Source organism: Methylobacterium oryzae, assembly GCF_021398735.1.
GTDB lineage: Bacteria > Pseudomonadota > Alphaproteobacteria > Rhizobiales > Beijerinckiaceae > Methylobacterium.
In genome coordinates this window covers 2219166-2235286 of record NZ_CP090349.1, presented here as the reverse complement: position 1 = coordinate 2235286, position 16121 = coordinate 2219166, and the positions used below count along the sequence as shown (strand labels likewise).

At 69.6% G+C, this 16121-nt stretch carries 22 protein-coding genes; 6 read left to right on the top strand and 16 right to left on the bottom strand.

The annotated features are described in order from the left end of the window. Window positions 1–5: 5 nt before the first annotated feature. From tnpC to tnpA, 3 genes are all read right to left on the bottom strand, one after another. Complete coding sequence (gene tnpC, locus LXM90_RS10750; RefSeq protein ID WP_234082714.1) at window positions 6–1526, bottom strand: IS66 family transposase; 1521 nt, start codon at window positions 1524–1526, stop codon at window positions 6–8. A 68-nt stretch (window positions 1527–1594) separates the two neighbouring features. Further along, on the bottom strand, window positions 1595–1951 hold the full coding sequence (gene tnpB, locus LXM90_RS10745) for an IS66 family insertion sequence element accessory protein TnpB (protein ID WP_234082711.1): 357 nt from the start codon (window positions 1949–1951) through the stop codon (window positions 1595–1597). Continuing rightward, window positions 1948–2355 (bottom strand): IS66-like element accessory protein TnpA, encoded by a 408-nt coding sequence (tnpA, locus tag LXM90_RS10740; RefSeq protein WP_234082708.1) that lies wholly within the window; start codon window positions 2353–2355, stop codon window positions 1948–1950. Before tnpA ends, tnpB begins: the two co-directional genes overlap by 4 nt. Window positions 2356–2891: 536 nt before the next feature. Here tnpA and LXM90_RS10735 point away from each other — a divergent pair. Both LXM90_RS10735 and LXM90_RS10730 read left to right on the top strand, forming a co-directional pair. Further along, window positions 2892–4433: a tyrosine-type recombinase/integrase gene (locus tag LXM90_RS10735; RefSeq protein ID WP_234082707.1), complete on the top strand. Its 1542-nt coding sequence runs from the start codon at window positions 2892–2894 to the stop codon at window positions 4431–4433. A gap of 115 nt (window positions 4434–4548) precedes the next feature. Continuing rightward, window positions 4549–5097 carry a metallophosphoesterase gene (locus tag LXM90_RS10730; protein ID WP_234082704.1) on the top strand — a complete coding sequence of 183 codons (549 nt, stop codon included), beginning with the start codon at window positions 4549–4551 and terminating at the stop codon, window positions 5095–5097. Here the strand turns inward: LXM90_RS10730 and LXM90_RS10725 are convergent. From LXM90_RS10725 to LXM90_RS10680, 10 genes are all read right to left on the bottom strand, one after another. After that, window positions 5075–5548 carry a hypothetical protein gene (locus LXM90_RS10725; RefSeq protein ID WP_234082703.1) on the bottom strand — a complete coding sequence of 158 codons (474 nt, stop codon included), beginning with the start codon at window positions 5546–5548 and terminating at the stop codon, window positions 5075–5077. The two genes, LXM90_RS10730 and LXM90_RS10725, sit on opposite strands and share 23 nt — an antisense overlap. A gap of 179 nt (window positions 5549–5727) precedes the next feature. Then, window positions 5728–6579, bottom strand: coding sequence for an HIRAN domain-containing protein (locus LXM90_RS10720; RefSeq protein ID WP_234082701.1), 852 nt, complete (start codon window positions 6577–6579; stop codon window positions 5728–5730). Continuing rightward, entirely contained in the window at window positions 6569–6793 is a 225-nt protein-coding gene (locus LXM90_RS10715; protein WP_234082699.1) for a hypothetical protein, read from the bottom strand. The genes LXM90_RS10720 and LXM90_RS10715 overlap by 11 nt, the downstream gene beginning before the upstream one ends. After that, window positions 6786–7028, bottom strand: a complete 243-nt coding sequence (locus LXM90_RS10710; RefSeq protein ID WP_234082698.1) for a hypothetical protein — start codon at window positions 7026–7028, stop codon at window positions 6786–6788. The genes LXM90_RS10715 and LXM90_RS10710 overlap by 8 nt, the downstream gene beginning before the upstream one ends. Next, complete coding sequence (locus LXM90_RS10705; protein ID WP_234082695.1) at window positions 7029–7532, bottom strand: hypothetical protein; 504 nt, start codon at window positions 7530–7532, stop codon at window positions 7029–7031. Further along, a complete protein-coding gene (locus LXM90_RS10700) occupies window positions 7529–7921 on the bottom strand; it encodes a hypothetical protein (protein WP_234082693.1) in 393 nt (130 codons plus the stop codon). The genes LXM90_RS10705 and LXM90_RS10700 overlap by 4 nt, the downstream gene beginning before the upstream one ends. A gap of 11 nt (window positions 7922–7932) precedes the next feature. Then, window positions 7933–8475, bottom strand: coding sequence for a hypothetical protein (locus LXM90_RS10695; RefSeq protein WP_234082691.1), 543 nt, complete (start codon window positions 8473–8475; stop codon window positions 7933–7935). Then, window positions 8472–8675: a hypothetical protein gene (locus tag LXM90_RS10690; protein ID WP_234082688.1), complete on the bottom strand. Its 204-nt coding sequence runs from the start codon at window positions 8673–8675 to the stop codon at window positions 8472–8474. The genes LXM90_RS10695 and LXM90_RS10690 overlap by 4 nt, the downstream gene beginning before the upstream one ends. Then, window positions 8672–8929: a hypothetical protein gene (locus LXM90_RS10685; protein WP_234082685.1), complete on the bottom strand. Its 258-nt coding sequence runs from the start codon at window positions 8927–8929 to the stop codon at window positions 8672–8674. The genes LXM90_RS10690 and LXM90_RS10685 overlap by 4 nt, the downstream gene beginning before the upstream one ends. Continuing rightward, a complete protein-coding gene (locus LXM90_RS10680; protein WP_234082683.1) occupies window positions 8926–9261 on the bottom strand; it encodes a hypothetical protein in 336 nt (111 codons plus the stop codon). Before LXM90_RS10680 ends, LXM90_RS10685 begins: the two co-directional genes overlap by 4 nt. Before the next feature lie 255 nt (window positions 9262–9516). Here LXM90_RS10680 and LXM90_RS10675 point away from each other — a divergent pair, with 255 nt between their 5' ends. Both LXM90_RS10675 and LXM90_RS10670 read left to right on the top strand, forming a co-directional pair. Continuing rightward, complete coding sequence (locus LXM90_RS10675) at window positions 9517–10482, top strand: hypothetical protein (RefSeq protein WP_234082681.1); 966 nt, start codon at window positions 9517–9519, stop codon at window positions 10480–10482. A 53-nt stretch (window positions 10483–10535) separates the two neighbouring features. Further along, a complete protein-coding gene (locus LXM90_RS10670; RefSeq protein ID WP_234082678.1) occupies window positions 10536–11117 on the top strand; it encodes a hypothetical protein in 582 nt (193 codons plus the stop codon). Between the two features lie 154 nt (window positions 11118–11271). On the opposite strand, the gene LXM90_RS10665 is transcribed toward LXM90_RS10670, so the two are convergent. From LXM90_RS10665 to LXM90_RS10655, 3 genes are all read right to left on the bottom strand, one after another. Beyond that, entirely contained in the window at window positions 11272–11559 is a 288-nt protein-coding gene (locus tag LXM90_RS10665) for a hypothetical protein (RefSeq protein ID WP_234082677.1), read from the bottom strand. Window positions 11560–12040: 481 nt separating this feature from the next. Further along, complete coding sequence (locus LXM90_RS10660; protein WP_234082674.1) at window positions 12041–12781, bottom strand: DNA-binding protein; 741 nt, start codon at window positions 12779–12781, stop codon at window positions 12041–12043. A gap of 234 nt (window positions 12782–13015) precedes the next feature. After that, a complete protein-coding gene (locus tag LXM90_RS10655) occupies window positions 13016–14119 on the bottom strand; it encodes an XRE family transcriptional regulator (protein WP_234082672.1) in 1104 nt (367 codons plus the stop codon). A gap of 234 nt (window positions 14120–14353) precedes the next feature. Here LXM90_RS10655 and LXM90_RS10650 point away from each other — a divergent pair, with 234 nt between their 5' ends. Both LXM90_RS10650 and LXM90_RS10645 read left to right on the top strand, forming a co-directional pair. Beyond that, the gene (locus LXM90_RS10650) at window positions 14354–14527 is read left to right on the top strand and encodes a hypothetical protein (protein ID WP_234082671.1); all 174 of its coding nucleotides are present in this window, start codon (window positions 14354–14356) and stop codon (window positions 14525–14527) included. Between the two features lie 65 nt (window positions 14528–14592). After that, window positions 14593–16089: a DUF2235 domain-containing protein gene (locus LXM90_RS10645; protein ID WP_234082669.1), complete on the top strand. Its 1497-nt coding sequence runs from the start codon at window positions 14593–14595 to the stop codon at window positions 16087–16089. Window positions 16090–16121: the final 32 nt, after the last annotated feature.

The window sequence follows — 16121 nt, the reverse complement described above, 5'->3', positions numbered from 1 at the left end:
CGTTCTCAGGCCACGGCTTGGAGAGGGGGTGTGCTCGGGTAGGCCCAGGGCAGAAGCTCGTCGAGGCGCCGCTGCGGATGGCCGTCGACGATGCGGGTGATGACGTCGGCCAGGTAAGCCTGCGGCTCGACGCCGACGAGCTTGCAGGTCTCGACCAACGAGGCGATCACCGCCCAGTGCTCGCCCCCGCCGTCCGAACCAGCAAATAGGGCATTCTTCCGATTCAAGGTCAGAGGCCGGATCGCGCGCTCGACGGCGTTGGAGTCGATCTCGATGCGCCCGTCGTCGAGGAACAGGCTCAGCCCCGCCCAGCGGCTCAGGGCGTAACGGATCGCCTCCGCCAGGTTGCTCTTGCGGCTCAAGAGGCCGAGCTTCTCCCGCAACCACGCCTCCAGTGCATCGACGACGGGCCGGCTTCGTTCCTGACGGGCCGCCCGTCGCTCCTCAGCCGGGCGGCCGCGGATCTCGGCCTCGATCCGGTAGAGCGCGGCGATGCGCGACAGCGTCTCTGTGGCGATCGGCGAGGCGGCGGCGAGGTCATAGAATTGCCGACGCACATGGCTCCAGCAGTAGGCCAGCCGCACCGCGCCGCCCTTGGCCAGGCTCTCGTAGGCCGCGTAGCCGTCGACCTGGAGCACGCCTGCAAATCCGGAGAGATGCGCGATCGGTCGTCCAGCCGTGCGGTCGGGCGCGTAGACGTAGGCGACGCCGGGCGGATCGGTCCCGCCCCAGGGCCGGTCGTCGCGGGCATACGCCCAAAGCTGGCCGATCTTGGTGCGGCCGCGGCCCGGGTCGAGCACCGGTGCCGTGGTCTCGTCGGCAAACAGCTTGCCCGAGCGTTTGAGCGTCTCCAGGAGCCGCTCGTGCACGGGCCGGAGGAGGAAGGCGGCGCGCCCGACCCAGTCGGCCAGCGTCGAGCGGTCGAGGCTGACGCCCTGGCGGGCGAAGATCTGCGCCTGCCGGTAGAGCGGCAGGTGGTCGGCGTATTTGGAGACGAGGACCTGCGCGACGAGAGCGTCGGTCGGTAGGCCGCCCTCGATCAGCCGCGCCGGTGCCGGAGCCTGCACGACCGCGTCCCCGCAGGCGCGGCAAGCGTAGCGTGGGCGGCGGATCACCAGAACGCGGAACTGCACCGGCACCACGTCGAGGCGCTCGGAGACGTCCTCACCGATCCGGTGCAAGGCACCCGAGCAGCACGGACAGGCGGTGCTGTCGATATCGACGAGGCACTCGACCCGCGGCAGGTGGGCGGGCAGCGCCCCACGGTTCGTGCGCCGCTTGGCCCTCTGGACCTCCTTGGCGGGCTCCGTTTCCTCGGCGGCAAAGCCCGCGGCCTCGACCTGCTCGGCCTCCTCCAGCCCGAGCAGGAGTTGATCCTCAGGCAGGCTCTCGGCGCGGCGGCCGAAGCGGTGGCGCTGCATGGCCAGGATGATCTGGCGCAGCCGCTCGTTCTCGGCGCGCTCCTCGGCGAGCAGCGCTTTGAGCGTCTCGGGATCGTCGGACGAGGGCGAAGCAGGCGCGGCCACGAAGCGGATTAGAACAGATCCGCCAGTGACTTACCACAGCGATGAAGCCCGCTGGCCAGCCTTTTTGCTTAGCTGGCCACCACCGGCACGCCCACGGCACGGGCCGCATGGACGCGCTTCCAGTCCAAGCCTTCGACGAGCGCCGCGAGCTGCGCCGCGCTCAGCCGGACCACGCCGTCCTCAATCTTCGGCCAACAGAACTGACCCGCCTCCAGACGCTTGGTCGCGAGGACCAGCCCGCTTCCATCCCAGACCAGGAGCTTCACCCGGTCGGCGCGTTTTGACCGGAACACGTAGACCGTGCCGGAGAACGGATCCGCGCCCATCGCGTCCCGGACCAGAGCGGCCAGCCCGTCCATGCCCTTGCGGAAGTCCACCGGCCGGGTGGCCAGCATCACGCGCACCGCACCGGACGGCCCGATCATGGGCAAGCCTTCAGCGCCTGGATCACCACCGCGATCTGAGCCGCGCTCGCGCCCTGAGCGATGCGGACCGTGGCGCCTGCGATCTCGACTTCAATGCTGTGCCAGCCGCATCGCTTCCCCAGCTCTGGGCTCAGCTCGGCAGACGTCGGCTCCTGCGGGCCCACACTCAGAACGGCCGGCACGAACTGCAATGGGCGCTGATCTTCGTGCCTCTCAGCCTGACGCATCAGGCGCCGCCACGTGAACAGCTGCGAGGCGCTCAACCCATGTCGGCGTGCCACCGCGCTGATCGAGGTGCCCGGCCCATCACTCTCGGCGACGATGGCGGCCTTGTCCTCATCCGACCACGTCCGCCGTCGGCCGGCCCCGGTGAAAAGCTCCAGGCGCCGGATCGGCTCCGACATAGCCATACGCCCTGATATCGACATGTGACGGAGCTCCCATTCCGCTCCGTATGTCGCCTTCACACCGCCTGCCGGAAGGTGCCGCCCAGAAAGCGCTTACGTCAGAACTCAATCTCGAAGCGCTGCGATGGCTTGGCGAACCGAATCGTAGCCCTCGGCCATGAAGCGAGGCTTCCGCGGACTTGGCTCGCCCGTCGCAGTTCGGCGAACGGAGAGCGGCTCATCGCTGCAATGAAGATTGTTGATCGCTTCGCCTTCTTACCCTTCGCTCACCGGGATTGAGGTCCGGCTCGCAGGAAGTAGGCTAAGTCTTGGTGGGCGCACTAGGGTTCGAACCTAGGACCCGCTGATTAAGAGTCAGCCTCCCGGCCCATTTTGGGCGGCATATGGCGTCAGGAACGCGTAGCTATCTGCAGTTAACTTCCGCGAGCTTCCACAGCCACTTAACCTTATAAGGCGGTTCCCCCTCGACGGCGGGCTCCGGCCGGGTGATTTTCCAGACCCCGCCCAAACCCGCCCAAGGATCGCAGTTCAGAATGGCCCGGTCCAAGGCATCCACGAAGACGCCCTCACCGCCCAAGGCCCGGATCGACTGGCCGCCCCGGAGCGCTGTCGACCTGACCGCAACCTTCGTCGAGCGCGCCCGCTCCGAGCAGCGCCCGGGCGTGCCGGCGGTGGACGTTCGCGACCAGCGCGCGCCGGGCCTCCTTCTCAGGGTCTCGCCCCGGACGATCTCGTGGGGGTTCAAGGCTGAGAGGCTCGGTCGCACGATCCGCCTCGACCTGGGCCCGGTGGAGCGGCTGACGGTCGCCCAGGTGCGGTCCATCGCCGGGGAGGCATCGGACCTGCTTCGCTCCGGCAACGGCTGGCCTAGCGTCCTATGGCTGAACCGCCGGCTCGCTGAGCTCGGGCTGGTCCGCAGGGAGGACGTGTTCCCGGAGGTCGCTCGCCACGATGCGCCTCCTGCCCCGCCGCCCCGGCCGCGGACGTGGACCTATGAGCGGGCGGTCGAGGCCTACCTCGCCGCGCACGAGGATGAGTGGAAAGCGAAGACCCTCCCGGACGCGAGGAAGAATCTGAAGCACCCGCTGCTCACCGGACTGTCCCGGAAGCCGGTTGCGGACGTGACCCCAGACGAGCTGGCGAAGCTCCTCGCCGGCAAGAATCGGACGCACCACAGGCAGGCGGTCGCGCTGTACGTCCGGCTCCGTCATTTCTTCAAGTGGCTCGCCACGCCGGGCCCGCGCGTCGACAGCGGCGTCGGCAAGGGCCACCTCGACGACCTGTCGCGTCCGAAGCGCCCCAAGGCGAAGGAGGCCCGGGACGGGACGCTGGTCTCCCCGGTGCGGCGCCAGCGCGTCCGCTGGCCGACGATGGAGCGCGTGGGCCTGATCGTCGCCCTCGCCCGGACCGACCTGCTGCGGCCGCCGTTTCCGGCCGCGGTGCTGCTGCTCGTCGCGACCGTCCAGCGCCGCTACGCCATCGCGACCGCAAAGTGCGACGAGTTCACGGACGTGCCCGGCGAGGCCGGCTGGGGTGTGTGGCGCCTGCCGCCGGTGCGGCGAAAGACGGGCGAGCAAGAGAGCGCCCAGGCCCACCATTCGATCCCCCTGCCCCCACCGGTATGGGACGCCGTGCGGGAGCAGATCGGGGCCGCCGCCGGGAGCGCGTGGCTATTCCCGGGGATGCGGCCGCGCCGATGGGGGGAGCCCGTCGGGCACCTGTCGGCGGACGCAATAACGCACCTGCTGGCCGCCCTGCCGGTGGACGCCAGCCCCCACGACCTCCGTCGCGCGCTGCGTTCTCACGGAGCCCGGACGCTCCGGTTGCCGGACGGCGTGCTCGACCTGATCATCGACCATGCCGAGGGCGTCGCCCCCGGGTCTGTGTCGGAGCGCCATTACACGCTCGACGACCGCCTCGACCTCAAGCTCCCGGTCATGAGGGCGTGGTGGGACCTGGTGGAGCAGCACGCCGGCGCGGCCGCCTTCGACCTCGACGAGGTCCGGGTCGAGTTCCTCAAGCGGCGCGCCGAGCAGAAGGGACGCCCGGCCAGGGATCCCTTAACGGGTCCGTGATAGCCTTCAGATTCGTCCCGGAGATCCAGCCATGAAACGCGCGACCGCCGCCGCCCTTTCCGTCGTCTAGGAGGACCTGAGCGCGCGCGCCGGCCTCCAAAAAATTGGAGGCATCATGGCCCACTGGTTCACCGCGGACACGCATTTCGGGCACACCCGGATCGTCAACCCCACGTTCAACACGCCCCGCCTGGCGTTCGCCAGCATCGAGGAGCACGACGAGGCGCTGGTCGCGAACTGGAACGCGACGGTCGGGCCCGACGACACGGTCTGGCACCTGGGGGACTTCTCGTACCGCTGCCACCCGCGCCGCGAGCGGGCGCTGTTCGACCGTCTCGCCGGGGTCAAGCATCTGGTGCGGGGCAACCACGACAAGAGCGCCGTGGACCTGCCGTGGGCGACCGTCCGCGACGTCGGACAGGTCGTCGTCGACGGCGTCGGGATCTGGCTCTCGCACTACTCGCACCGCACCTGGCCTCGCCTGCACCGGGGCGACCTGCACCTCTACGGGCATAGCCATGGCACCCTGCCTGGGGACGGCCGGTCGCTGGACGTGGGGGTCGATTGCTGGGGCTACCGGCCGACGTCGCTCGCCGAGATCCGCGTGCGGATGGCGGCGAGCGATACGGTCCCTGCCGAACTCAGAACTCCGGCGGGGGGTTAGGGTAGCGCTGCCTGCGCCAGCCCGTGGACGAGAGCCCACCCTGTTGGCTGTAGAACGCGCAGTCCCAGACCGCGTAGCCGAGGCGCTCCTCTTGCTGCTCGCACGTGCCGTCCCAGTAGCACCACTGCACCCTGCCACTGACAGGGTGCCGACGCCTCAGGAGGACGCCGCAGCAGTAGTCGGGATCGCCAGGTTGCAGGATCTCCCACACATCCAGGATCTTTTGGGGATCCCGAGGCGTGACGTCCAGCGACAGCGGGTTATCGGCGTACGCGATCCGCCGGATCGTGTACGGGCCGCCCGTCCCCTCGCCGTGCTCCTTGTATTCGGGCGGCACGATCGCTCGCACGTGCCTCACGGCCGTGTAGCGCAAGGGCGGCGGGTGCAGGGCGGCCGTCTGTTCACGAGTGCGGCCGTGGAACAAGTCGGGGGTACGAGTACAGGGCTCCATCTTACGGTCTCCAACCGGCGCCGGGATTGGCACATAGCTTGGAGTGAGTGTTGAGGTTCTACTTGGTGAATACTTGTAGAGCCGTCGCCTCGGAGACTGATCCTGTTATACCCTGATCCCTTGAATCATTCGTTAAGCGGACCTGGGCGCGGGGTTTTGGCCGCGCCCAGGGTCGTGGATCACCGCAGGGAGTACCACGTCAGCCGCGTCCGGGGCGCGGCCGCCCACGCTTGCATCGCCTCAACGAGCTCGGGCGTGACGGTGACCGTGGCGCCGTCGCAGTACCAGCCTCGATAGTGCAGCCGGGGCTCGACGCCGGCGTTGCGAGCGATCTTGAACGCCGTCGACCGCGAGCAGCCCAGCGCGTCCTGGATTGAGTAGACCTCGCGGACCGCGCCGACCGGCGGCGGCTCGATCTCGAACGGGACCTGCGCGAACGTGTTGACCGCCTGCAGCAACCGTCTCTCGCGCCGCCCGGATTGCTCGCGGGCGAAGGCCTGCCCCCGCTCCCTGGACGGCCGGTCCTCGCCGATCGCGCGGGACTGCTGTTCCCACTCCCACGCCGAGAACGCGGACTCCTGCAGGCGCCGGATGCGCTTGCCGTGGAGCGCCTCGGCCGCCGGGCCGACGAGGAGGGCCCGGGCGGACCAGGCCTCGCCGTCCCCGCCGTGCGCCACGTACGCCCGCAGCGCGACGCCGGCATCGAGCGGCCCGGCGACCTCGGCTGCGACGAGCCGCGGCAGGTGCCCGAGGCGGGCCCCGTTCCGCCACCAGACCTCGATCGCGCACGGGTCATGCGGGTTCTCGGGCTCACGCACGAGGGAGAGCCGGTCGCCCGCGGCGGGGATCAGTGGCTCCCCCGTCAGCACGTCCGTCAGGCCGTAGTCGTAGAACTGCAAGCCCGCGATGGAGGTGTCGAGCCAAGGCTCCCCGCGCCGCAGGACCTCGATCTCAACGCCGGCATCGGTGCCGGCGAGGCCCGTGAGGTCGGGCAGGAGCTCGGGGGAGACGGCCTGGAACTCAGCGCCCATCGCCGTCCTCCTGATCCATGCCGTCGATGGCGCGGGCGAGCTCGCGGAGGTGGCTGCCCACGGGCTCGACCGGCCGTGCGAGCGGGGAGGCCGACACTGCCTTGCAGGCGCCGCGCACGACCGCCCGGGCCTCAGGTTTGCGCAGCTTCGCCTCGTGCCGGGTGACGCCGTCGACAACGACGGACCCGGGCGGCAGCGGGGGTCGCTCAGACATCGAGGGGATCCTCCGTGCCGGGGTTGATGGGCTCCAGCACGCCGCCGGCGTGGGCGAGGAATGCGATGACGAGGAACACGAACCCGAACGCGAGGGACCACTCGGCCACGACGAAGGCGGCCAAGGCGAGCTCGCCGGCGTGGCCGGCGAACGCGAACAGGAGCGTCGTGATGGCAGCCGCCGTGACGAAAGTCGCGCCGACGGTCCCGCACGTGATCGCGAGGAGGGCGCGCATTCAGGCGGCCTCCCCGTCGGTGGACGCGGGGTCCGACGCCGTAGCGGCGATGAAGGCGGCCGCCCCCTTGCGAGCCTGCCAAAGCGCGAGAGAGACGGCCTCCCTGGTCGATTCCTCGATACCCCCTTCGTTACAGAACCAGGCCGTCTGCACCTTGATCTCCCGCCTCTCGGAGAAGTCGCCGCGGGTAAGCAGCGCGGTGGCGGTGGCCTCGATGACGTGGTCGTACACGGTAGAGCTGGGGCGGATTTCGACCACTCCGGGCGTCACGCTGGCGAGCACCCAGGGTGCCGGTGTCCGGGTCTCGACCCGGCCCGCGTCGCTCTTGTGGATGCGGACGACGCCCTCCGGGAGCGCGTCCTTTCGGACGATTTCGAACCCGGCTTTCGTCAAGCTCTCGATCACGAACGCGGCCTTGTTGGCGCTCCCGTGAATGTTGCCGAGGCACTGCGAGGGAGCAGTCGCGATGGCGACATGTGCGGGGGTGGCGACCTGGATGCTCATCGGACGAACCTTCGTTTCGGGCTGCTGCGGGATGCGGCGCCACTCCCCCCGGCGCCGTGGGGGATGTGCCAGGGCCTGGGGCCGAGGATGCCGGCGACGAGCGCGGCCGCGGCCCGGACGCCGGCATCGCCCTCTGCCCGGACGGCGAAGACCTCGATGCGGGCGGGCGGCTCCACGGTGTGGATCTCCCCGCACTCGTCCCGGCGCAGGCCGAGCGCCGCGAGGATCGGCGGGGAGATCCTGTTGCGGCCGAGGAGCGACCTCGACACGAGATTCGGCGCCGCCCGGGGCAGGACGCCCTGCAGTCCCTGGGCGAAGGGGATCTGGCCGCCCGCGGCGGTAACGGCGGCCGCGAGGCGGATGCGGGCCTGGCGCTCAGTCAGTCTCATTGTCGGTCTCCTCACCAGGGGATGGCGTCGTCTGCGGGATCGATGGGCGGCGGTGGCGGGGGCGGCCGGTACCCGGGCAGGGGCTGCACGCGGGGGAGCGGCGGCCGCGCCGGGGCCGGTCGCGCCGACGGCTCGGGAGCCTCGGGAGGGCCCTCATCCGCCGGCGTCGCCAGCCGCAGTCTGGCCAGCCTGCCGGGCGCAGGGGGGCGCGGCGGCGGAACCGGCGCGGGAACCGCCGCCGCGGCGGGCGCCGGGGCACGCGTCATCGGCTGACGCGGCGCGGGAATGGGCGTCGGAGGGGTGATGGGAGCCGGTGCCGGCGCGGGGACGGGCTGCTCGCGCGGCGGCCGGTGCATGCCCTGGACGAGGGTGTTGACGCTTTCGCGCATCACGCGGACGACGTTGCGCTCCACGCACTGGACCAGGCCGACGATGGGATGGCTCTCGTCGCCGGCGGCGGACGCCAGGGCGGCCGCCCGAGCGTCCACAAGGCGCTGGCGCAGGGCGGGACCAGTCAGCGTGTCGAGCCCTTCGAGCAGGGGATGATTCTTCACGCGCCGGTCTCCTCGTTCACGATCCATCGGGGGCCCTCGCACCGGACGCGACCGGCCTTGCGGAGCCGCTGCAGCGAGCGGGAGACCTCGGCGATGCTGAGCCCAAGCGCCGGGGCGAGGTGCATCGGGAGCGTGCTCGACGGCCCGGCCATGAGGGCGACGAGGACGGCAGCGTCGCGGGCTTGGGAGGCGGCGCTCATAGGCACCCCCTGACGAATGCCCTGCCAATGCCGAGGCCCTGCAGGATTTTTGCTCCGGGCGGCCGACGTCCGGAGAGCACGTCGGCGAGATAGCCCGGGCCCACGCCATGGCGGCGGCCCCAGGCGGCGGCCGAGCCCTGACGCTGGATGGCGGCGCGCAGCTCGTCGAGCACGGCCTCGGGCGGCACGACCTGCGCCGCTTCCTCGCGGCTGAGGGCGGCCGCGTCGTACGAATCGTCGGGGTGCCAGCTCACGCGCCCGCCCCCCGGAGAGCGGCCCGGCCGGCGGGCGACGTCGGCAGGCCCAGGTAGCGGGCCCGGTTCTGCAGCGCGGGGGGCGTGACGCCCAGCGCGGCGGCCGCAGCCCGCAGCGAGAGCGGCCCCTGGATCGCCGCGGCGACGGCGGCATCCGTCATGCGCTGGCGCTCCGGCAGCCGCGCCGTCGGTGGCACCGCACGGATCTCGACGCCGGCGAGCCGGGCCCACTTGTGCGCGGTGAACTCACTGACGCCGAGCCAGCGGGCCACGGCGCCGACGCCGACGCCGACGGTCGCCGCAACGACGCGCCGGACGTCAGGCACCGTCACCCCCAATCCCACCTGCCGATACAACTGCATTGCCGTCCTCCGAATCCCCGCGCGATGCCGCGCAGGGGTATTTGAGCACGTTCGTCTTTTGACGAAAGGGGTCGCGGACCACAAAGTTAACGGCATCAAAGTTGAACAGCGTTCAAAAACCTGTCGCCGCAGAGGGAATGTACGTATGAACACGTACTCGTGCGGGACGATTGCTTTTAAAAATTGACACCACGACAGAGAATATCCTTGCCGGAGCCCGCGTCGGTGCTAGCATTCGTCGTGTGCCGAATGGCGGCACGGCTCATGAAGAGGTATGCGATGCCGTACGAGAACAGGGTCACGCGGCAGTGGCAGGGGCCGCCGCAGGGGCTGGGGCTGACGTGGCGGCCGGTGCCGCGGGAGCTCCACGTGAGCGGCGAGCTCAAGGCGCTGTGGACCGCGGAGGCGACGACGCAGGACTATGACGACGCCCTCGCCGGGCCCGAGGGGTGGCATCTCAGGACCGTGGGCTTCAGCCGCGACCGGCGGGATGACCTGCCCGTTTTCTGGGAGAGCGCTCATCTGGACCGGCCGGCCGCCCAGGTCCTCGTCAACACGGCCTGCAACGGCCTGCAGGCGCACCGCGATAAGGTCGCCCGGCAGCGCCAGGAAGCGGCTGAGCGTGAGGCGTTCGAGGCGGCGAACAGGGAGCGCCAGGCGGCCGAGGACCTCGACCTCGCGACCCGTGCCATCGCCGCCGCGAAGGAGTCCCTGCGCGTCCACGAGTGGGCGTGGGCCCTTCAGGACGATGTCGCCCGCGCCCGGCGCCTGATCGCTATCCCGCCCGAGCAGCTGGAGCGCCGGCTGATCTGGTCGCTGGAGATGTACGTCGAACGCGCGCAGGCGAATGTCGACAGGGCGATGGCCGCGATGACCGTCGTCTACGAGCCCGAAGCCGAACGCGCTTCCATCCCCGACGTGCAGATCGCCGCGCTGGAGGGATGCCGGCTCCTCTCGGCCCGCGATGCTGATCGCGCCAGCATCCACAACAAGTCGGGATGGGGCAGGACGACGACCGTCAAGGGGCATGTCCTCTCGTCGCACGAGACGCTCGACACGGTGCTCACGAGCCACGCGCTCCGGGCGCTGCGCACGCACCGGCGGCAGCTTCCGCGCGAGCTCGATGTCAGGCTGTTCGGCCTCGACGCCGAGGCGTGGATCGCGGCCAGCGCGGACGCGGCCGCCGCGTGATTGTGGCTTGCCCGGGCGGGGCGATCATGGAGCTCCACACACCACGGAGCCCCATGATGCGCCTCCTCGCCCGCCTCGCCGCCGTCCTCGCCGCCGTCACCCTCGCGCCCATCGCCCTGGTCTGGGAGGGGGGCAAGTGGATCCGAAAGCTCGTCGCCCGCCCGGATCCCGTCCTCCCCACCGCTGCGGCGGCCGAGAACTACCTCGACGCCGCGGCGGCCGCCCCGACCGCGCCGGTGCCCGAGGGCATCAGGGCGTGCCATCCGGTCGGAATGGCGCTCGTCCTTCACGCCCGGCACGTGACCGATGGCGGGGATCCCGTCGACCTCGCAGGCCTGCCGGCCGACGTCGCCACGTGGCTGCACAGCCTCTCGCCCGACGAGCTCTCGATCCTCGCCAAGACGATGCCCCACCAGGCCGAGGCCCTGGCCGCCGGGACCGGCCGCGTCCCGGGGCTCGCTGGCCCCCACGAGGTGGATGTGTCCGAGGCCTTGGGGACGCATCCCCAGGAAAAGGCGGACGTGTCCGAGCCCGCCTTCTCATGGCCCTACCGCGGGGCGCCCGGGGACGGCGCGATGGCCGACCTCCTTGCCCACGTGGAGGCCATGCGGGTCCGCCAGATCCGGGTCGCCTGAGCCGCCCCACCTCCTGGAACGACGAAGCCCGCCGCGGTCGCCCCGGCGGGCTTTTTCATGTCGGCCTACGTGCGGCCCCCGTGCGTCTCTCTGCGGCCCCGCGCGGGCGCACGGGGCAAGCCGCAAGCGAAATCGACAGGCGCCGCGAAAGATTTCAGGCGCGCCGGGCGGGGGCGATCCGGGCCTCCGCCTTGGTCGCGCGGATCCTCAAGCCGGCGATCTCGGCGCGGGCGGCGGCAAGCTGGCGGGCGAGCTCGGCCTCGCGGGCGCGGCTTGCGAGCAGGGCCTGACCGAGACGGTGGACGGCAGCTTCGGAGCGAGCCTCGGCCCGGTCCCAAGCGGCCTGCTCGCGAGCGGCACGGATGCCGGCGTCCATCGCCAGGAGGGCGCCTCCCAGGCCTGCGCTGATGCCGTCGTGAAGGATCTGGCCGTGGTCCCGCATCGCCGCCTCCTCGTCTCAGGAGGCCTATAGATTCAGCTCGCCGGGCTGCCGTCCAGCTGCGAGCGTCGGCAGGGTTACTGGATTCCTGGGCGCTGAATGCTGAGGGACACGTCCGAGTGCTTTGACGGACCTGGACACACAGCCCCCCCAGTACTTCTATGAAGAGGAACGGAAATCCAAGGGGACGCGGCGGAGGCCTCCGCCTACCAGGCGAACGGCACCTCTCCGGTCGGTCGAGCTACCTTCGTTGTGGCAATGCCGACCTCGCTGTGAACCCGGTGATAAAAATCACCAACATCATCGCCCCGCTTCTACTCGCCGTAATGGTGGTTGGTGGGTGATGATAGCCGAACCTGTGTTGCGACTTCGGACACCAAAGTTCCGCATCGCAACAACCTTGAGTGAGTGGGGGCGCCGCCTCGAAGCGGCGACCCTTTTTATGGGCGACAAGCCAAGGGCGGCCTTGGAACGGCTGGACGGCTCAGGCGGCATCGTCCTCGGGTCGACGCCGCCTGTATCGAGCCGCCCCCTCCTTCGCAAAGAGCTTCTTGAATTTGATCCGCTGGTCCATCACGCCCCGGATAAGATCCACGCCCCATTCCCCGGGGTAGTCCTCGGCCTCCCTCACGAACTCGTGTCCGATCCGGGGCACGATGTCGGCCAGGTGCATCGCCTCCCGTTCAGGGAGGATCTCCCAGATCTCCTGGGCCACCCTCCGCCAGAAGGCGCGCGATCTCACCAACGACAGGTGCTCCCTCACCCGGTCGAGCTCGGTCGCGTACCAGGCAAGCTCGTTTCGCTGAGCGTCGATGACAGCCTCGCGGGCGTCCAGCATCGCGAGTGCCTCTTCCCGCAACTTTCGTTCGCCCGCGATTTCCGCCTCCATGCGCTGGCGGTCGCGCTGGTAGATCATGGCGGCCTCGGCCTGCGCCGCTGCCCAAAGGTCGACGCCAGCCTTCGCCAGCCGTGTCGAGACGGATTTGGGCATCCCAGACTGCTCGATGGCAGGGTCGTAGCACCTGTCGGCGGTCCACTCGGCATAGTACCGGCCGATGGTCTGGTTGCTGCCGGCGACCCCGTGATCGCGCTTCACCCGGGCCCAGACCGTCCGTAGGCTGACGCTTTCCACGCCCTCGGCACGGAGGTCGTCAGCCGCCTGGAAGACGGCGCGCCGACGGCGTTCGTCGTCCGGTGTACGCCCGACTGCGGTTCCTCCCGCCATGATCGCCCCCTCGCATGCCATCTCGATGGGAGGCCGACATGCTTAAGGAAGCGTTTCGCGTCCGTAACGTGTAGCTGATAGCGCTACGCTAGCTGTGCTACGCACATCGACCGCCTCTTTTTTAGGCTGCCTCGAACCATGGGCGGATCTTCACTCAGGAAGGCCTCTGCGAACTCTGGCTGACTTGATGGACCAGTGAGGACGGCTCGCGTCTTCCGGGGCGGGTAGGCCTGCTCAGATATCGAACGTGCGTGCGACCCCATGCGCATCGAAGAGTTCGCCAAGTCCTTCGACCGTGACTTCGAGCATCGCCGCGACCCGCCCCACTGAGACGCGGCCCTGGCCGATCCCATCCGCCATGACCTCAATGAACGGCCGACCGAACGGCAACGGTGCGTCCATCCCCCTTGCGAGGAGTCCGCCGTTGTTCACGAGCAGGTCGTCGTCGAAGGCGCGCGCGACGGAGCGGTCGAGCCGGCCCAGGTCGACAAGCCTCCACTTAAGCGCCTTCGACGACACTCCGAGTTCAGTGGCGGTGGCGTTCAGCCAAGCGGGATCGGCGGCGTCCATCGGAATTCCATTCAGGATCTGTGCCGGCATCAGGACCGCGGACGCGAACTTCTCGGCCATCGTCTCGACCCGCTTCTGGAGCTTCCCGGTCCCCTCCCCGTCGTCCAGTCGCTCCGGCGGCATCGCGTCCCAGGTCAGGATGTGGAAGAGCTCGTGTGCGAGGTCGTAGCTGCGGCGGCCCGGCGCCTCCCCGCGGTTCACGAGGACGGCGCCAAGGTTACGGACGAGGCAGGCAGCGCCCGAGATGCCGACCGTCGCGTCGACCATGAGCACCAGGATCGACATCCTCTCGTACATGGCCCGGGCCAGGGTTCGCGAGGGGATGGGGCCCAGGTCGAGGAATTGGGCTACCGCCTCGCCGGCATCGGTCGCGTCCTCGTAGCTGCTCGCGCGCGTCAGGTTCAGCCGGTGGACGATGGGCGACACGGGCCTGCCCATGGCGGTACGGAGCTCACGGTAAGCGCCGATCCATTCACCAGCCTTTCGTTCGAATGCGTCGAGATTCGCGACGGACGTGTCCGCATCCCTTCGCCACGAGAAACGGGCCTCGCCCACGATCAGGTACGGATTGGTGAAGTAGTCGAGCGGCAAGCCGAACGCCTCCACGGCGGCGACGAGCTCGCCGGCCGTGAGCCTGCGCTGGCCCGACTCGATCTGCTGGAGGGTCTGGCGGTGGTCGAAGCCGAGTACGCGAGACAACTCCTCCTGAGACATGTTCCGCTGCTCGCGAAGTGCCTTGAGCCGTGTGCCTGCCGGTGCGGATGTCATCAAGTTCCTCCATCGCGGCGATATCTTGCAAAATTGTAAATTGCAAGCTATCTGAGCAAATCACGAGGTTGCTTCGCAGTCGGACTCCGGATGCTAGCCCATGACCTCGGACCGGGGGCTTGAGCGTCAGGGCTTCCCGGCCGTCCCGGCGCCAACGGCCCCGGACCGCGGGAAAGCGCTGAGGCATCCCGGGCCGCGCCGCGTCCGCGCGAGCCCCCGACTACAGGTGAAATCATGGCTACGAACCCTCCATCCGGTGACGGCCACCGCAACGGCATGGTCCGCGACCGGTCGCAGGTCTTCAACCCCAGGACGGAGACCTGGACCAAGCGGGACGCGGACACCGGCCGCTTCATGGACGGCAAGAAGGACGGCACCCCCTTCAAGGGCGTGCGCAAGGAGCGCTGAGGCGCCCCCGGCGGGCCCACCTTCGGGAGGGCCCGCCTACCTGGCGGTCGGACGCAGGGTGCATCATGGCCAAGAACATCGTCGTCTTCTCGGACGGCACGGGACAGGAAGGCGGTCTCCGCGAGGAGCAGCGCCTGAGCAACGTGTACAAGCTCTACCGCGCCTGCCGGGTCGGCCCGGACAGCGGCGTCGACCCGCGCGACCAGGTAGCGTTCTACGACGCCGGACTGGGCACCGACGCGGGCGCGACGGGCTTCACCGGGGCATATCGCCGGATCCAGAAGCTCCTGTCCTCCGTGACAGGCCTGGGTATCACCCGAGACATCGCCGACTGCTACGAGTTCATCCTCAATTATTACGAGCCGGGCGACCGGATCTTTCTTGTCGGCTTCAGCCGAGGGGCCTACACGGCCCGCTGCGTCGCCAACGTGCTGTTCCTGTGCGGGGTGCCGACGACCGCCCCTGGGAGCTACCTGCCGCGCTTCCGCAAGGCGACCCGGGACATCGCCGACGAGGCGGTGATGAAGGTCTATGAATACGGGGCCGGATCCCCCCGCGGCGGCGATTACGAGAAGGACCGGTTCGAGCTCGCGAGGCGGTTCCGGCGCACCTACGGATCGGGAGACGACGTGTCCTCGAACGTGGCACCCCACTTTATCGGCGTGTTCGACACCGTCGCCTCCCTCGGCGCGACCGGGCCCAAAAGGTGGGGCATCGCGGCCGGCCTGACCATGCTGGCCGCGATGGCGGCGGCGGTGCCCGCCGTGTTGGCGGACCTAGCCTTTGGGACCGGCTACTGGTGGCCGTTCTTCGCCGCCCTGGCGCTGATCGGGATGTTCGTCCTCTCGCAATGGCTCCCGACGGCAATCAAGACCATCAAGAACTCGCCGGTGAATGGGAAGACGCGCCGACACATCGCGCAGTGGCGGTCCGGGAATTATGACCGCCTCCTCAGCGGACACGTTGGCTTCGCCCGGCACGCGCTTTCCATCGACGAGACCCGCACCGACTTCCCCCGCGTCGAGTGGGGCAGCCGTGACGGGATCCGTAAGAAAGTCGTCGGGGAACCGGACCCGCTCATCCAGATGTGGTTCGCTGGAAACCATTCCGACGTCGGCGGGAGCTACCCCGAAGCCGAAAGCCGACTGTCCGACATCGCGCTGGGGTGGATGGTCGGCGAGGCCACCAGGATCCCCGGCCCGCTGGTCGTCGATGGGATGGAGCCGGGGAAGCCCGGCACAGGCCGGCTGCATCTGCACCCTGCCTCGGACGGGATGCAGCACTGCGAGGTCGCCGGCATGCACGACACCATCGCCCGCATCTTCCCGGCCTGTCTCAGCCGTCACCTCGGCTGGCTCGGATGGCCCGTGAAGGTCCGGGACATCCCGAAGGAGGCGCTGGTCCATCCTAGCGTCCGCGAGCGGTTCGCCTTGCCTGAGGTCACCCAGTGTGCGGGACAGGGGCCCTACCGGCCAGCGGCACTCGCCGGGCACAAGGACTTCAAGGAAGCCTACGCACCCCCCACGCCTCCCTTCGGTGGAGTGTCATCCGCGCGGCCCTGATATCGCGCCGCCTGCTCGCAACAGCCAGACCG